Origin of the sequence: Pantoea sp. JK (genome assembly GCF_026130245.1) — a bacterium.
Classification (GTDB): domain Bacteria; phylum Pseudomonadota; class Gammaproteobacteria; order Enterobacterales; family Enterobacteriaceae; genus Pantoea; species Pantoea trifolii.
In genome coordinates this window covers 62,274-78,129 of record NZ_JAINFN010000014.1, presented here as the reverse complement: position 1 = coordinate 78,129, position 15,856 = coordinate 62,274, and the positions used below count along the sequence as shown (strand labels likewise).

General features: G+C 52.9%; 14 protein-coding genes and 1 pseudogene. 4 read left to right on the top strand and 11 right to left on the bottom strand.

Annotation, left to right across the window (positions count from 1 at the left end):
• Positions 1-14: 14 nt before the first annotated feature.
• The 8 genes from PanJK_RS22905 to PanJK_RS22870 all read right to left on the bottom strand — a co-directional run bounded on the left by PanJK_RS22905 (position 15) and on the right by PanJK_RS22870 (position 8,645).
• Entirely contained in the window at positions 15-1,523 is a 1,509-nt protein-coding gene (locus PanJK_RS22905; RefSeq protein WP_265303356.1) for a conjugal transfer protein TraG N-terminal domain-containing protein, read from the bottom strand.
• Positions 1,523-1,888 (bottom strand): hypothetical protein, encoded by a 366-nt coding sequence (locus PanJK_RS22900; RefSeq protein WP_265303293.1) that lies wholly within the window; start codon positions 1,886-1,888, stop codon positions 1,523-1,525. The genes PanJK_RS22905 and PanJK_RS22900 overlap by 1 nt, the downstream gene beginning before the upstream one ends.
• Before the next feature lie 14 nt (positions 1,889-1,902).
• Positions 1,903-3,357, bottom strand: a complete 1,455-nt coding sequence (locus PanJK_RS22895) for an integrating conjugative element protein (RefSeq protein WP_265303291.1) — start codon at positions 3,355-3,357, stop codon at positions 1,903-1,905.
• A gap of 8 nt (positions 3,358-3,365) precedes the next feature.
• Complete coding sequence (locus tag PanJK_RS22890; RefSeq protein ID WP_265303288.1) at positions 3,366-4,340, bottom strand: TIGR03756 family integrating conjugative element protein; 975 nt, start codon at positions 4,338-4,340, stop codon at positions 3,366-3,368.
• The gene (locus PanJK_RS22885; protein ID WP_265303286.1) at positions 4,340-4,735 is read right to left on the bottom strand and encodes a TIGR03757 family integrating conjugative element protein; all 396 of its coding nucleotides are present in this window, start codon (positions 4,733-4,735) and stop codon (positions 4,340-4,342) included. The genes PanJK_RS22890 and PanJK_RS22885 overlap by 1 nt, the downstream gene beginning before the upstream one ends.
• Before the next feature lie 392 nt (positions 4,736-5,127).
• On the bottom strand, positions 5,128-6,471 hold the full coding sequence (locus PanJK_RS22880) for an MFS transporter (RefSeq protein ID WP_265303284.1): 1,344 nt from the start codon (positions 6,469-6,471) through the stop codon (positions 5,128-5,130).
• 86 nt (positions 6,472-6,557) lie between these two features.
• A complete protein-coding gene (locus PanJK_RS22875) occupies positions 6,558-7,403 on the bottom strand; it encodes a fumarylacetoacetate hydrolase family protein (protein ID WP_265303282.1) in 846 nt (281 codons plus the stop codon).
• 78 nt (positions 7,404-7,481) lie between these two features.
• Positions 7,482-8,645 (bottom strand): mandelate racemase/muconate lactonizing enzyme family protein, encoded by a 1,164-nt coding sequence (locus PanJK_RS22870; RefSeq protein WP_222925292.1) that lies wholly within the window; start codon positions 8,643-8,645, stop codon positions 7,482-7,484.
• 179 nt (positions 8,646-8,824) lie between these two features.
• On the opposite strand from PanJK_RS22870, the gene PanJK_RS22865 reads away from it, so the two are divergent.
• The 4 genes and pseudogenes from PanJK_RS22865 (at position 8,825) to PanJK_RS22850 (ending at position 11,979) form a co-directional block, all read left to right on the top strand.
• On the top strand, positions 8,825-9,751 hold the full coding sequence (locus PanJK_RS22865) for a LysR family transcriptional regulator (protein ID WP_265303276.1): 927 nt from the start codon (positions 8,825-8,827) through the stop codon (positions 9,749-9,751).
• 246 nt (positions 9,752-9,997) lie between these two features.
• Positions 9,998-10,432 (top strand): MarR family winged helix-turn-helix transcriptional regulator, encoded by a 435-nt coding sequence (locus PanJK_RS22860; protein ID WP_265303273.1) that lies wholly within the window; start codon positions 9,998-10,000, stop codon positions 10,430-10,432.
• 24 nt (positions 10,433-10,456) lie between these two features.
• Positions 10,457-11,197: pseudogene (locus PanJK_RS22855) on the top strand (NADPH-dependent F420 reductase); the annotation flags it as partial.
• A 17-nt stretch (positions 11,198-11,214) separates the two neighbouring features.
• On the top strand, positions 11,215-11,979 hold the full coding sequence (locus PanJK_RS22850; protein WP_265303271.1) for an NADPH-dependent F420 reductase: 765 nt from the start codon (positions 11,215-11,217) through the stop codon (positions 11,977-11,979).
• Positions 11,980-12,177: 198 nt separating this feature from the next.
• Here PanJK_RS22850 and PanJK_RS22845 read toward each other — a convergent pair whose 3' ends face one another.
• Genes PanJK_RS22845 through PanJK_RS22835 form a run of 3 tightly spaced genes read right to left on the bottom strand, consistent with a single transcriptional unit; the run spans position 12,178 to position 15,847 of the window.
• Positions 12,178-12,573, bottom strand: coding sequence for a hypothetical protein (locus tag PanJK_RS22845; RefSeq protein WP_265303269.1), 396 nt, complete (start codon positions 12,571-12,573; stop codon positions 12,178-12,180).
• Positions 12,570-15,431 (bottom strand): conjugative transfer ATPase, encoded by a 2,862-nt coding sequence (locus PanJK_RS22840; protein WP_265303267.1) that lies wholly within the window; start codon positions 15,429-15,431, stop codon positions 12,570-12,572. Before PanJK_RS22840 ends, PanJK_RS22845 begins: the two co-directional genes overlap by 4 nt.
• On the bottom strand, positions 15,431-15,847 hold the full coding sequence (locus tag PanJK_RS22835) for a TIGR03751 family conjugal transfer lipoprotein (protein WP_265303263.1): 417 nt from the start codon (positions 15,845-15,847) through the stop codon (positions 15,431-15,433). The genes PanJK_RS22840 and PanJK_RS22835 overlap by 1 nt, the downstream gene beginning before the upstream one ends.
• Positions 15,848-15,856 lie beyond the last annotated feature (9 nt).

Below are 15,856 nucleotides of genomic sequence, written 5' to 3'. Positions count from 1 at the left end.
AGCTGATTGAACAATTACAGTTTCACAGCACCTTTCATTTTACTCACTGCCTCCCCCCCGCTCTGCTCAACTTTCGCTGTGCCATTTCTGAATGCTCCATCTAGCGCGCCGCCTATTCTGATGCCTGCCCAGGAAAGCGCCCCCATCCACACTGCCGGCAATATTAGAAACATTGTCGCCATGACAAAATTCATGATTAGGTCATCCGAACTGTTCTGGAATCCGGCCATGTTAAAGCTGCTGTGCGTGTCAGAGCTGTAAAGCGCAGTGAGCAGCCAGCTGTCGAGCCAGCGAGCCAGTTCCCACCAGAACGTCAGGAAGTTCAGCGCAAACAGTACAAACGAGAGCGTTATGACGGTCTTAATCTCATAGGCGGAGAAGGCCAGAATTAGCGGCAGAATTACCACGATGGCCATGAGCAGCACAGCCTGGACCATGGGCAGTGCCTGACGCATGGCATCGAAGGCCGGGAATGCGGCCAGACTGCCTAATGCGGTGCCGCCTATCGCCGCCACACGGGCAACAGAGTTATCCAGCGTGAAATCAGCATTGCCACCATAGCCGGCGTAAACGTGTCCACCCTGCGACACGGTCAGACTCTCCGGGCTGACCAGACGACGGATAATCGCTTCTTTGTAGTCAGCCGTATTGCCGCCGATCATGGTCATGGCAGCTGACATACGGGTCCATAATCCCGGATCAGCCTGATCGACGACGCGGGCCTGCAATCCGGTCTCTGCCTTGCTCCACCATTCACTGCAAGTAGGATACCCCCCCCGTCCCGTGTCCGGTCTTCCACTGTCGCGGCTTTCACTCCAGGGGAATTCCGCGCGGGGCGTTTTCGACTGCAAGCTGCCGTAAAAATTACTGAGGAATGTTTGACTGCCTATCCACTCAATATCCCTCAAGGTGGCTTTGTCTTTCGTCTGCCCCTGATCCTGACGTTTCCACATATAGAGCGCGAGGGAATAACAGTCGTTGGTAAAGTCCTGCAGCTCCTCTGCGAGGGCTTTATTGTTGACGCGCGTGTGCTGAACTTCAAACCGGAGCTGACGCATGTCCGGACGGCAAGGGATAGTGGCAACGGAAGCCTGAGTGATCCCTTTTGCCAGCTTGTGAACCAGATACCACCATACCGGCGCGGCCGCTGTCTGATCGTTAATACTGGATATGACAGGGGAATACCCGGTGTCATCAGGCGCTTTGGGCGTCCATGTACCGCAGGTTTGCGCGCGCGACGTGTCATATTTGATGGTACTCATGTCCACATTCATCAGCGGCATACAGCAGGCAATCATGACCAGAAAAGAGGTATAGATCGCGTGCTCCATGCGGGGTATAGACAGCGCCCCCTTGTTCCCCTCATCTTCCCCTTCTTCACGTACCTTCAGCCAGATGCCGATAAGTCGGAAAGCGACGGGTACGGCAAACAGTCCTGTGGTGATAAGGATATTCCAGAGGCCGTTGTTAACAACCCAGCCGAGCAGCGTAAGAAAATATTCCAGATAGCTGTTAGTCAGCATCATGATGCTCCCGTGCCGCTGAGCAGCACCAGTTCACAGACAACGGCAAAAATGACGCTGACTGCCACAATGCGGATCAGCGGCTGACAATGCTGTGGACCGAAGCCCGGCGCACGGAAAATTTTCATAAATCCCCACGCCAACGCGCCATATACCGCCAGGCGCCATACCAGCCAGCCATAGCGGGCGTGATCCATCCATTCACGGAATGCAGCTGCCTGAGCCGGATTTTTGACGGCTTTATCCGCAACAATGAGTCCGGCCAACAGGATTGTCAGCAGAGCGCCGGCGGAACACAGTACGCGGAACAGCGCCGGGTGGCGGCGGAAAAATGAGGGGCGTTGCGCCCCGCGTTCAGTTTTCATAGGCAGCGCCCTCATCAGTTGTTTTCCGTTTCAGGAACGGCAAGACGGTTAACGCGGCTGTCGGTGCTGTCATCACTCTGCGTCTGAGGGTTGCTGTTAACACGTCCGTTTTCACGGTCGATGATGGTGAGGACAGAGTTACGTGACAGCTCGCGTTTGAGCTCCATTTCATTTCGTAATGCCGTGATCTCGCGGTCGATGGCCGTTACGCGACGGTCTCCTTCCTCGATGGCGGCGTTCTGTGCCGCAGCGTTAGGTTCAGACATGCCGGTCACAATCATGCGGCGCATAATCAGCGCGGTTTCAACCGTGTCTGCCATTGCCAGTTCGCCGGCAAGGCGGCCGGTCAGGGCGGCATTGTCAGGATCTCTCTGCAGTGCCCTGATGACGCCGGCGGTAATGGGGAGGCTGCCGGTTTTGAGTTTTGCCAGGTTTGTCGCGTTGGGCTGCTCGGTGCCGTTGACCAGTTTTACCAACTGTTCCGTGTTCTCTTTAGTGGTCTCTTCCAGAATGGGGGCAAAACCAGTGCCCGCCTGCGTCGCGCCGGGCTGCTGTTCGTCATCGCCACTGGTGCATTGTGAGGCATCGCTGCAGGTGCGCAGGGAGCTGTCCCCCACGACCTGAACCACGGCTTTAGCCGCTTCTTCGGCGCTGGCATACTTGCCGCAGGCCCCGCCGTTACAGCTGTTCGTGTTGACAGAGTCCGTACTGAGCACCGGCAGGCTGTTCATCATGTTGAATCCAGCCGCCGTTAAATCATGCGTTGGCCGGATAGCCAGCTGTCCCTGACCTCCACGTTTCTGCCCGCCAATCCAGTTCTGTCCTGAATTACCCTGCAGCTTGTCCGCCGAATTGTTCACGCGGACAGCATCGCCGTCACCGCTGTTCACCAGCGAACGGTATTCATCCATGACCGCTCCCTGTGTCCATTTGTTGTTGCCGGCAAAATCCATCATGCGTTTCGACATGTTCTGGCAGTTGAGCTGGGCTTTATCAAAAGAGACGTTTGCCTGCAGCACGCCGTTGGTGAGCATGTCGTACAGGCCGGGATTGGCACGCTGAATAATCATGGCCGGCAGACTGGCGACGGCACCGGTGGCGTTCTGCACCACGTCGCCCATGAGGTTTTTAAAGCCGCTGGTGACCCCGTTGAGCTGATTGCCTACGGTCGTTTTCAGGTCAAAATTGCCGCACATCAGGTCGCTGCTCCAGCCAGCGTTCATGCCGAGCTTCCGCATGCTGCTGCGCGTTGCCGGCTGGGAGATCACAGAGCCGCCGCCGAGCGTGTAATAAAGCTTATCCGAGACCGCGCCGCTGACGTCTTTGCCATAGCCAATGGCGCTGTTATTAACGGAGGGAAGTGAAATACCGAATGCGCCGGAAGAGTCATCTTCGGCCGCCTGTACGGATGTGACTGCTGCGGAGATGCACAGTGCAAGCGCGGCAGATTTAAATTTAACGGGTGACATGGTGCCTCTCAGAAATCAGTTGAATAGAGGAAGGTCTGGCCGCGTCGCTTGCAGCAGCTGTAGGGCTGCCAGAGTGCGTATGCTTCGTTGCCGTCCTGAGCGATGGGATAAGCACCGTCCGGGAAAACGGCGCAGGAAGCGGAAAGTGTGGGAGACAGGCGCTGCCATTTATGATTGGCCGTGCCCGTGTTTTCTTTCACCTCTCCCGGCGGCCAGTACCCCGCTTTGTGCGTACCTTTCAGTACCTGATAAACGTGGGGCTGGCCTGAACGGGTGATAATGTCGGCGACACGCTGCGCGACAACAGCTGATGCTTTGTCGTCGTCGGTCTGGATGGCGAAGCCTGAGCGGGGATAAATATTCCCCCACATATTGGCGCTGGCCTGACTGCCCAGTTCGCGCTGCCCGGGAACCAGCGCCTCCGGATACAGGGACTCAGGCAATCCCGAACGCCAGACAAGTGAGTCCAGCGTGCTCAGAAAGTAAGGATTAAACGGCGTGGCCGCTGTGTCACACGAATAACCCGCGATGCTGCCGCCAATCACTGAAGTTGCAGGGTGACCAATTGCATCTGCGTACTTAAATTTGATGTTGGACTTACGACGACCCGGATCTTTGATGTCGCCTGCGTTACCGCCCCCGGCTGGCGCTACGCTTGTCAGAGCGCTGTCTACCGTACCGGACGCACCGCTCATAAACGCCATTTCAGTCCAGGGATTTCCCCCCGGTCCGGTGTAGGTGGACACCACCACCTCGGGGATAAAGTGCGTCACCTTCACTGAGGTTTTCACTGAACAGCCAAACGGCGTACACATCAGCCAGTAGCAGATGCCGCTGACGCGCCAGCTGATACAGTCCTGGGTGATGGCGCTGGCAATAATGCCGGCAGTATTAATGGCGGAAACCGTTGCAGGAGCCGCCGCAACGGCGAGTAAGGCGGTAACACCGGCCACATTCAGTTGATTTTTGAGGGCGGAGTTCATCAATTGCCCCCGTGATTGCGCAGCGTGGCGGCACGGGCTACGTCGGCGGTGCCATAAACCACGTCCCGATCATCGAAAACGACGGCAGGATATTTATGCAGTCCGATTTCCCAGGCATGAACGACCTGCCGGTACGCCTGAGCAATCTGCGCCTGCTGGCCGGGCCATTGAGGCGACTGGAAGATTTTGCGGGCCTGCTGAGCGGCCTGGCGGGGATCTGTCGGCAGTTTGCCGAAAATCAAACCCTGCAAGCGGTCGGGGCCATCAAGCCATACAACCGATGCATTGTTGGTCATATTCTGAGGAGGGTGCTCAGCATCGGTATAAACAACGGTGCCTGCCATCAGCTGAAAAGGCATAAACAGAAAAAGTGAGTGCAAAAGCCTGAGTCGCATAGCGGATCTCCGTTACGGTAACATACCGTCAGAGTGGCAGCGCTTGGTCAGGCTTTCAGCTGTAAACTCTTTTCCCGATTTTGAAAATTACTGAGGCAGGGTTAGTGCAGCAATAATCAGTGATTGAACCTCTCACCACCGCAATCATGGAGTTAAACAATGAGGGCAGCTTTGTGCCAAAAGCGGACGTCTTTTCGTGTGGCTTAAGGGGATCTGAATGGGGATCTCAGAGTATTTATTGATTCAATTGCGCAATATGCGTCTAGATATTTAGCATGAATTTTTTGTAAAACTATGGCTTTCAACATCAGCCATCTACCGTTCTGCTGTAGACAATATGAATTCCAAAAAATGCCAGCCTGTTTGCCGCTTAGGTTAAAGGCTGGCATGAGTTATTCTCCAGCGGGAAGATTCCGACGTGGCGAGACCCGGAACGCCTGCCCGACATTCCATACGCTTTCCTTTTTCCCAACAGCCAGAGCAAATAATATTCCGCCAACTATGGAGAATAGCCCCAATACGCCCCACGCCAGCGTCATGTCCATTCCACCACCCAGATGTTTGAGATAACCTGCGACAAGCGGCCCGCCAAATTGTCCGATAAAATTACTACACGCGCCGACAAAGGCTACGGCAGGCACTGCTTTCTTCGTAGGCAGGATCTCCGTTAGCCTCACATAAACCAGCGGAACAAGCATTTTCATAGTCAGACCGACAAACATAAACAGGACAATTTGCAACCAGTAATATGACAGTGGTACAAAAGCAGCCGCCGACAGCGCAATGCCGCACAGCACTGTTGGGATGGCCGCGTGCAGACGTCGCTCCTGGTTGTACTTATCTGAGCGTCTGGTTATGTACCAAATACCTATCATGGTCATAAGGAAAGGCATGCCGCTAATAAGACCGATCATAAATTCACTTAACGTGCCATACCCTTTGAGCGCAGTCGGCAGCCACAACGTGAATCCGTAAGCGAGCATGCTGTGCAATGAGTAGCCGATAAGCATCAGCCAGAGCGCAGGGATTCTCAAAATGGTCCACCACGGGTCAGATTTCTCTTTCACATAGTTCGACTGTTCGGCAGCCAATTCTTTCTGGATGTGATTGCGGTCATCGGCACTGAGCCAGCTTGCAGCCTGAATGCTTTTTGGAACCAGATAAAACCAGATGATGCAAAACAGCCACGCCGGAGCGCCTTCAATGACCATCATCAAGCGCCAGTCGTGATGGGCCAGAATCCAGCCGGAAATCGGGCCTGCCAGAAATGCGCCAGCTCCAAGGCTCAGGTTCCAGATACCAAAAGCACGGCCGCGTTCTGGTTTCATGAACCACTGCGCTAAAAACATAGCCGTAGCCGCCTGAATGGGCCCCTCTGCCAGGCCCAGAAAGAAGCGAATAGCAATGAGTTCGCTGAAGTTACGCGTCAGGCCGGTCAACATGGCGCAGGCGCCAAACAGAAACAGGCTGAGGCCGATGATCCTTCTTGAACCAAAGCGGAGCGCCAGCCATCCCGCAGTAAACTGCGTAGCCACATAGCCCCATGCAAATGCGCCACCAAGCCAGCCAGCTTCAACCGGGCTTAGCCCCATTTCAGCAGTAATATGCGGCAGCGCCATACCAATATTGACGCGGTCAAAGAAAGATATGGTATACATTATAAAGACGGCGGGTAATATTATCGTCCAGCGCTTTTTCCCGATAATATTATTACCGCTGAGAGCATTTTCACTCATGATAACTTCCTCATTTGGTGCATATGTAGGGGAGGAATTGCTGATTTAAGCTCCTTTTAAATGTCAGCTAGCTTAAATTTTAATTGTTATTTTGATGCTGATACGACATGGTTAGTCAGTCGACCTATAGACTCTATTTCCACCTCGATAATATCGCCTTCATTAAGAAAACGCTGTGGATTACGAGATCGACCAACGCCTCCTGGTGATCCCGTCAGAATGACATCCCCAGGTGAAAGTTGAGTGAATGTACTCATATAGCTGATGATTTTATTTATCTTATGAACCATATTTCCAGTGTTGTCCTGCTGAACGATCTCGCCATTTAGCCAGGTTTTAAGCTTTAGCTTTTGTGGATCGTTCACATCATCACTGGTGACCAGCCAGGGGCCAAATCCGCCGGTCTTACTCCAGTTTTTACCTGCGGTGAACCAGGTATGTTGCCAGTCGCGAACAGAACCATCCATGTAGCAGGAATAGCCGGCAATATAGTCCGCTGCTTCTGCTTCAGAAATATTCAGACCTGACTTCCCGATGATAATGACCAGTTCACCTTCGTAATCAAGTTGGTCGCTCTGGGCTGGCTTAACGATTTCTCCAAGATGGGCAGTCTGAGAATCTGAAAAACGAATGAATATTGTCGGTGCGTCCGATGTAATACTGAATTCCGTGCGCTTATCCTGATAATTCATTCCTACGCAAAGTATTTTTCCTGGATTTTCAATTGGCGGTAAGAAAGTGATTTCAGATAACTGATAATCAATTTCAGCATTGATATACTTATCTGCTTCTGACACTCCCTTCTCCCTGATAAAACTTTTCAGATCTGGAGTGTCAATATCTGTCCTGCTTCTCAGATCTATAATTCCTTCAGCATTAAGTATGCCGTAACTTTTATATCCATCTGGAGTCAGATAACTTAAAAGTTTCATAGGTGATTTCCGCAATGCCCCCGGCACAATAGCGGGGGCATAATAAGCAACTAAGGAAGCCGATAAATCCGGCTGAAGTTATTCAGCCAGAGCACGCATTTCTTTAATGAGATCAGATTTGCCTTCAAAACCTATGCCCGGCAGTTCAGGCATGATGATATGGCCATCTTCCACTCTTACTGAGTCAGGGAAGCCGCCATATGGCTGAAACAGGTCCGGATAACTTTCGTTGCCGCCCAGACCTAGACCTGCAGCAATATTCAATGACATCTGGTGCCCGCCGTGAGGCACACAGCGTGAAGGTGACCAGCCGAACTGTTCCAGCACGTCCAGCGTGCGAAGATACTCAACAAGTCCATAAGAGAGCGCGCAGTCAAACTGCAGGTAGTCACGGTCCGGACGCATGCCGCCATAACGCAGAAGATTTCGCGCATCCTGATGTGAAAAAAGGTTTTCACCTGTTGCCATTGAGCCGGGATAAAACTCTGACAGCGCGGCCTGAAGAGAGTAATCAAGGGGATCGCCCACCTCTTCGTACCAGAAGAGCGGGTACTCGCGCAGCATTTTTGCGTATGCAATGCCCGTTTCAAGATCGAAGCGGCCATTAGCATCAACCGCGAGGCGGGCCTCGCTACCAATTTCGTCAAGAACGGCCTCAATACGGCGGCGATCTTCTTCAAGAGATGCCCCACCAATCTTCATTTTTACGACGTTATAACCACGGTTCAGATAACCGCGCATTTCCTGACGCAGAGCGCTCAGGTCTTTTCCCGGATAATAATAACCGCCAGCCGCGTAGACGAATACGCGTGGATTTGCCTCAACGCCTTTCATTTCTGCCAGCAGGCGAAACAGCGGTTTATTTGCGATTTTTGCCGTGGCATCCCAGATGGCCATATCCAGTGTTCCCACGGCAACTGAGCGTTCACCGTGACCACCTGGTTTTTCATTGCTCATCATCACATCCCAGATTTTGTGCGGATCCAGGTTGTCACCTCTGGTATTCAGCAGACTTTCGGGTTCGGCCTGCAGAATACGATCGCGAAAGCGTTCACGTATAAGGCCGCCCTGACCATAACGACCGTTAGAGTTAAATCCGTATCCCACAACGCGTCTCCCATCAACTTCAACGTCGGTCACAACGGCTACCAGGCTAGCCGTCATTTTACTGAAATCGATGTAAGCGTTACGGATGGGGGAAGCAATCGGTTTGGTTATTTCTACAACGTCAAGGATACGCATGTTCTCTCCGGATGTTTTCAGTCAGACTCAATTTGATATTTGCCTGCGAAGTATTTGCCTAATGCCATATATTTATAGACATAATGCATTTTCGTAGTGCCTTAGGACCTTTAGTCCTCTCTGAAACCCATCCTAAGCATTTAACACATGCTGTTCTAATGCCAAAGAGGAAGGCTGTAATGCAAAATCGGCATCACTTAGAGTTAACATGGCTTGAAGACTGTGTTGCGCTTGCACAGTCTCTTAATTTTTCACGTGCAGCAGCTTCTCGATATGTGACGCAGCCTGCATTCAGCAGAAGAATTATTTCGCTTGAAGAGTGGTTGGGAACGCCATTGTTTGAAAGAAACCGACGCGGGGTAAGTTTGACGAGGGCGGGGGAAATATTCGTTACGCAAATACCGGATCTTATTCGCGCGCTATATACCCTGAGAAGTGAAGCCATCGAAGCTGCAGGAGAAACCAGACCAGACGTTGTTTTTTCCGCAACGCACTCTCTCTCGTTCTCATTTTTTCCTGCGCTTATGCGCAACAACGAGAAAATTGCGCGCTTCGGCTCATTTCGTCTTCTTTCTGATACGCTCAGCGCGTGTGAGCGTATGATTGAAAAAGGTGACGCGCAATTTTTGCTCTGCTATTTCCACCCTCACATGCACATTAACCTGGATCAGTCCAAATACCTCAGCGTCAGGCTTGGTCAGGAAACATTACTGCCTTATTCCCGGTGTGACACCGCGACCCGTCTACCTATCTGGCAGGCTAAAACGGGAAGAAAATTCCCGTTTCTTTCGTTTTCCGCTGAGTCCGGACTTGGCAGAATCCTTTCAAATACTTCGCAAGTTAATCGTGCCAGACGTGGGATGGATATCGCCTTCACAGCCGATCTTGCTGCCACGCTTCTGGCTATGGTCAAAGCAGGAGACGGCATTGCATGGCTGCCAGAGACGCTAGCTGCACCGGATGTTGAAACTGGCGAAATTGCCGTTGCTGCCGGTAAAGACAGTGGGCTATGGGTGCCTATTGATATTCGGCTTTTCCGCCCAGCGGCAAGAATGTCTCGCGCAGTGGAAGAACTATGGGGAATTTTTGTGGACGGTCAAATCTAGCCAGGGAGGGGCATCCCTCAATATGCAGTGCAATGAATATCATTTTTTCTACTTCAGCTACAAATGTCCGCTTCACGCTAAGTACCAGAAACTGACCTTTAACAGCCTAGAAAGGATTTAGTCTGATTTGTTGCCTATGTCATAACGCACGAATTACTTATTCATCACTCTTTAGCCAACGAAAAGTTTATTATATGCTTTTATCTAGTGCGCTAGATAATCAAAAGCTAGATAATAGGTTGGCATATGAACAAGCAGTCACGGCAAGAAATAGGCACACAACTTTCTTTTGCGTTATATGGTGCGGCGAGCCGAATGAACCGGTTACATAAGCCGTTCCTGGACCCGCTGGGACTTACCTTCCCACAGTATCTGGTCATGCTGGAGTTGTCTAATGGCACCCCGCGCACCGTGGGGGATATCGGGAATAAGCTTGGCATGGATACCGGCACCATTACGCCCGTTCTCAAACGCCTTGAGGCTGCCGGACGCATAATCCGTACACGTGACCGCGCAGACGAAAGACGAGTTCTCATTACCCTTACGGATGAGGGGCTCGCTTTGCAAAGTGAGCTGTGGCTCGTAACCGAAAGAATCAAATCAGCCTGTCAGCTATCGGATGAAAAGCTCGAGGAGTTACGGGATACCCTGAATGGCTTTGCCCATCCCGCTGATAACTGATCATCCTCCACTCATACAAAAGGTACTGCTATGAAAATAGGCATTATTGGCGCCGGAAATATTGGTGCGACGCTGGCAAACAAGCTCTCTGTGCAGGGCCATGACGTCAAACTGGCGAACTCGAGAGGACCGGAAAGCATTGCAGAGCTGGCGCGAAAAGTGGGAGCACTGGCGGTTGATCGCCAGGAGGTCGTACGAGAAGTGGACGTCATCATCCTCTCTATACCCTTTGATAAGCATACCGAACTTGCTGAGTTAATGCGCGACGTCCCTGAAAGCGTGATCGTCATTGATACGTCTAATTATTATCCTTTCCGTGACGGGGACATTATTGAGATCCGTGAAGGTAAGCCTGAAAGCGTGTACGCCAGTGAAACAGTTCAGCGCCATCTCATCAAAGCCTGGAATGCTGTTCTGGCCGAGACGCTTAAAGAGAAAGGTCAGGATGCAGGTTCTCCGTCCCGTATTGCTATTCCTGTTGCGGGCGACGATTCCGCAGCAAAGTCTGTTGTGATGGAGCTGGTCAGTCAGAGTGGTTTCGATGCATTTGACGCCGGTATGCTTAGCGAATCATGGCGGCAACAGCCCGGTACCCCAGCCTACTGCACTGAGCTTAACGCCGCAGAGCTTAGAGCGGCCCTTCAGGCGGCGGATAAAACCCGCGCACCACTGAACAGAGATGCGTTGATTAGGGAATTCATGTCCGCAGGCAATCATCTAACACATGATGTGATCGTCAAACGTAACCGTGCAGTAACGGCCTGAGTTAAAGAGGAGTGCTTATGACACATAGAGACAAGTACAAGATTGCTGTCCTGGGAACCGGTCATATCGGTAAAACACTTGCCCGCAGTCTTGCAGCTGCGGGTCATTTCGTAAAAGTCGCAAATTCACGCGTACCAGAAACGATAGACCCCGATGTGCTTGAAACGGGCGCTGAAGCATCTGATACAGCCAGTGCCGTGCAGGATGCGCAGGTAATTATCCTGTCCATACCTATGGCGAAGCTTGCTGATATTGCGCCTCTGATACGCAATCTGCCTCAGGATGTTATCGTTGCTGATACCTCCAACTACTATCCACATCGTGATGGCATCATTGACACTTTCTCAGATGGTGAGGTTGAAAGTCAGTGGGTGGCACATCTCTTGAACCGTCCCCTGATCAAGGCATGGAATGCCATAGGTTCAGATTCTCTCGCCAGGAAAGGTTCAACAGCGGGATCGCCAGTGCGTATTGCAATTCCGGTGGCAGGGAATATCGAAGAGCACAAGATAGTAATCATGGATTTTGTCAATGATACGGGATTCGATGCCTTTGATGCGGGTAACCTTGATGAGTCCTGGCGGCAACAGCCCGGTGCTCCGTGCTACTGCACGGACCTCACATATGGACAAATGAAATCCGCGCTGGCTTCAGCGGAAAAGGTACGATTACCTGTGCGCCGAGATATTGCAGTTCAGGCAATACAGGAGCGTATGGGTGATAAACGCACAAACCCTAATGCCGATTATATTGTTCGTTTATACAGGGCGCTTTTCATGTAATTAGAAAGTCGTGTTACTCCCTCCTCAAATGACTGCTCTGTTTTATCGATATTTTCGCTCAAACCATTTTCATTTGCTGATGTATGAGCGAAAAGCAACTTCCGCTTTTCGCTCACAGCGGACATTGCCACACACGATTCCTAGATCATTAAGCATAAAAAAACCGGCTATAGAGCCGGCTTAATGCTGAGTTTGATCTTAGCCAAGAAAAATATTGTTGATCCAAAGCGACAGGAAAACCATATCAGCCGCGTCAGGTACGTTTACGTGCCAGCGCGGAGAATCAAACTCATGATCAAGGGGAAGTCCGGCGCGGCCTTCCTGCGTTAGTAGAATGTCCGCACGTTTACCCCTGCGGTCCTCAAGATGCACTGAAACACAATTGCTCTTACCGATACGATGCGGGTTACAGGTGATCGTGACCGGTGGCTGTAGCCGTGACCTCAGCGCATTTTCCAGTGCTGCCAGACGCTCAGATGTCGTGGCTGTCATCGCAGGTTCACCCTGCGGATGCAGACTGAACATGACCGGGGTAGGCGTTTCATCCGGCACAGGCCGCTGGGTCACAGGTTGCGCATACTTGAGCTTAATCATGCGGTCAGCATCTCTCTCTTATCGTTGTTTTCGGGCATCCCAGCCGCGTCAGTCGTCATCAGTCCACGCAGACGATCCAGCTTTTTCGCGACCAGAATCGCAGCATTCAGCTCAGAACAGTTATGTTTACGCATCAGCGCTTTGCGCTCGGCCTTCTCTTCTTTCTCCGTCATCCCGAGCGCAAGGTAAAGACTGGGCGGCACGGCACGGAACAGCGCTTCAATTTTTTTCGAGAGCACAACCCCTTCGGTGTAGCATCGTGAGAGCTTGCTGGCGGAAAGCAGCACAGCTTTTTGTTCCTCTGAAAGCGTCCGGAAACGGGCGATATCTTCCACCTCTTTTTTCGGCATCGTCAGGCAGATCCACCATTCTGCCATGTTCAGCATCTTGCCTGCAGCGTTCGGGTAATCCTCAAGGTTCTGCGTGGCAAGCCAGAGCCAGGCACCCAGCTTTCGCCACATCTTAACTACTTTGGTCATATAGGGCGCTAGGAGTGGATTAACCGTCACAACGTGCGCCTCATCCACGGTAAAAACAATATCGCGCTCAAGGTATTGATCCCGCTCGGCTATATTGTTAATGGTGTTCGTCAGCGACACCATAGTGAGCGCCATCTGCGCTTCGTATCCCTCGCGGGCAAGGTGCGCCAGGTCAATCAGCGTCACGTCAGCCTCCGGCCATAGAGAACCTTCCTGGTTGAACAGTTCAGCTTCAAAGCTGCCCTGCTGCGTAAACATACTGAGCGACTCGGCCATTTCAGCTGCTTTTGCCCGGCGGGATTCGTTACGCACCTGTCCGCTTTGGTTCTCAGACTCCACTGAGATGGTGTTGAGCGCATTCTGCAGATCACCCGGCAGCATCTGCCGACCTTCGTCCAGGGTTTTGCGTGCGGCCATGATCAGCGCTTCGCGGATCATGGCGCGGTCGGCACGTTTCAGCGCGGCATCTTCCTTTGGGTCACCGCCGGTGATCATCATTCGGGCAGAAATTTCCATTTCGCCCAGAATGTCACGCTTGCCGTTTTCATCATCTTCCGGGTCGTCTTCAATATCCGGCAGATCGCTCTCATTAATCGCCGGCGCGGGCGCGTCGCTGTCAAACAGCTTATGCGCGTCAGCAAAAGGCGGCAGTGACACACCGCTGCCGGGTTTGACGCTGACCTTATTGACCGTCAGGCCCAGGCTCTCGAAGTAGTCGGCGGTCAGCCCGAAGCTGTTACCGGCTTCCGCGATAAAAAGGCGCGGGCGGTGAACCGCCATCAGCTGACAGAGCATTGAGCAGAGCGTGGCTGATTTACCTGCACCCGTAGGTCCGAACAGCAGCATGTGTGCATTCTGAGAGCGGTCGTCTTTGTTCAGTGGATCAAAGTCCAGCACGTCGCCGCCACGGTTGAAAAAGCTGAATCCGGGATTGCCGGTCCCCGTCTCGCGGCCGGTGACTGGCAGGAGCCCGGCAATATGCTGGACCCAGGTCAGCCGGGTATACCAGTTTTTCTTGTCGTGCTGAGGGTTAAAGCACATCGGCAACGCCCGCAGCCAGGTGTTCAGCGGACCTGTATCATGCTCGGCGCGAACCGGCTGCAGCCCTTCGTTCAGCAGCACAGTGCTGAGCTCAATACGCTTACGGTTCATTTCGGGCATATCTTTTGCCCGCAGAAAGAAGGTGATGGCCGCGCGATACAGTTTGTGGCGGTTACCCAGCAGCTCTTTAACCACTGCGACGTCCTGGCGGACGCGGCCGGACTCGGTATTTTCACCGATGGCGTTTTTCGCCAGGCGGTTAAACTTCTCCTCCAGCGTATCCTGCGGCTCAGCAACAACCGTCATGCACAGCATGGTGCCTTCAGGAAACGTATCCATCAGAGCATTAATTTTCTTTTCTCCGCGACTCTTTTCGCCGGTGAGCGTGCCGGGCTCAGGCGGCTTACGCAGGCGCTCAACGGAAATGGCGGAGTGCGCAATGTTGTCCAGCCACCACACGCCGTTTTCCACGTCAGAACGCGGAGGCGTGAACAGCAGGGTTTCTGCAAAGTCATTCTCCGTCGGGATCATGCCTGCAGCCGTGTCACGGCTGTCGTGATAGGCGGCTGCACGGTAAAAGGCTTCTTTGTCCATGCCTTCAGGTGCCGGATTGAATATCCTCAGCAGCCAGGAGTGTACCTGCAGGCCATTCTGACGGGTGCAGACGATGTTCACGCTGGAGAACGCGCTACAGAGCCGGTCGCACGCTTGATTCAGCATGCCGATAGGTGACATTAAATCACCGCTGTTTTTGGTCGCCCAGCGGTATATCACCATGCGCGTGCGTCGCTGCTGACCGCGCCACGGCTGGCCCGTGATCAGCTTGTCTTCAAACAACCCTTCAGGGCGGGCAATGCCGCGCAGGTGCTGTTCCGTTTCTTTAAGCCAGCCTTCCGAAAATTCACTGTCTTGCGCGTGCGGTTTGACGTAACCGCGCAGACGGTCAAGGCAGGCATCAACGTTATTTTCATCCTGGCAGAAGAACTGAACAATCCAGGGGTTGTTCGCCAGGTCGTCAAAGCTGTCCTGCAGCGCATCTTCCACCACGTCTCGGATCTGCTCCAGGCGCTCATCCGGACGGCCTTCGGTTGCCGCCGGCGTCACTTCATACACGGCACCCACGGACATCCCGTCATCGAGCAGCAGACACTGCTCTTCATCCTGAAACTCTGCCCACGGCAGATAGTCCACGATGGACGGATTGTGCGCGTAAACGCGCTTTTCATCGAAATGAGACATCTTACCCGGGCGCGTAACCGGCTCGGGGCCGGTCTGCTCGGAGACGTCGGATAGATGAGCGGGCTTACTGGCTGATTTCCCTTTAAAGAGTCCAAACATTACAGGGCCTCCGTACGTTCACCTGGCATGGCGTACTGAGTCTGGTCATAGAATGGGAAAACGGTGCTGTAACCCGGCACGGGAGTATTACCCTGCGCCAGATGCGGGAACACGTACATCACCATGTCAGGGTTAGGCAGGCGCGGAAACTGCTGGCTGATTTCCGATTCCTGCGTGCGGCTGTAGCTCCGGTCGTCGCTGAACGCAGCCTGCAGCTCTCCGTCCGAAAGCCCACGGCGCAGCGTGCTGCGGGCTTCACTGCCGCGTGTCGCTCCCGATTCACCGTCGGTGCCTTTCCACAGCTCAAGCATATTGCTGTTGCCAGGCGGCAGCATTTCATCTTTGTTCGTGGAACAGCCGGCAAGCAGGCTGGCTGCAACAATCATGAAAATCCCGAATTTTGAAGTCATACTCATGGTTATTCT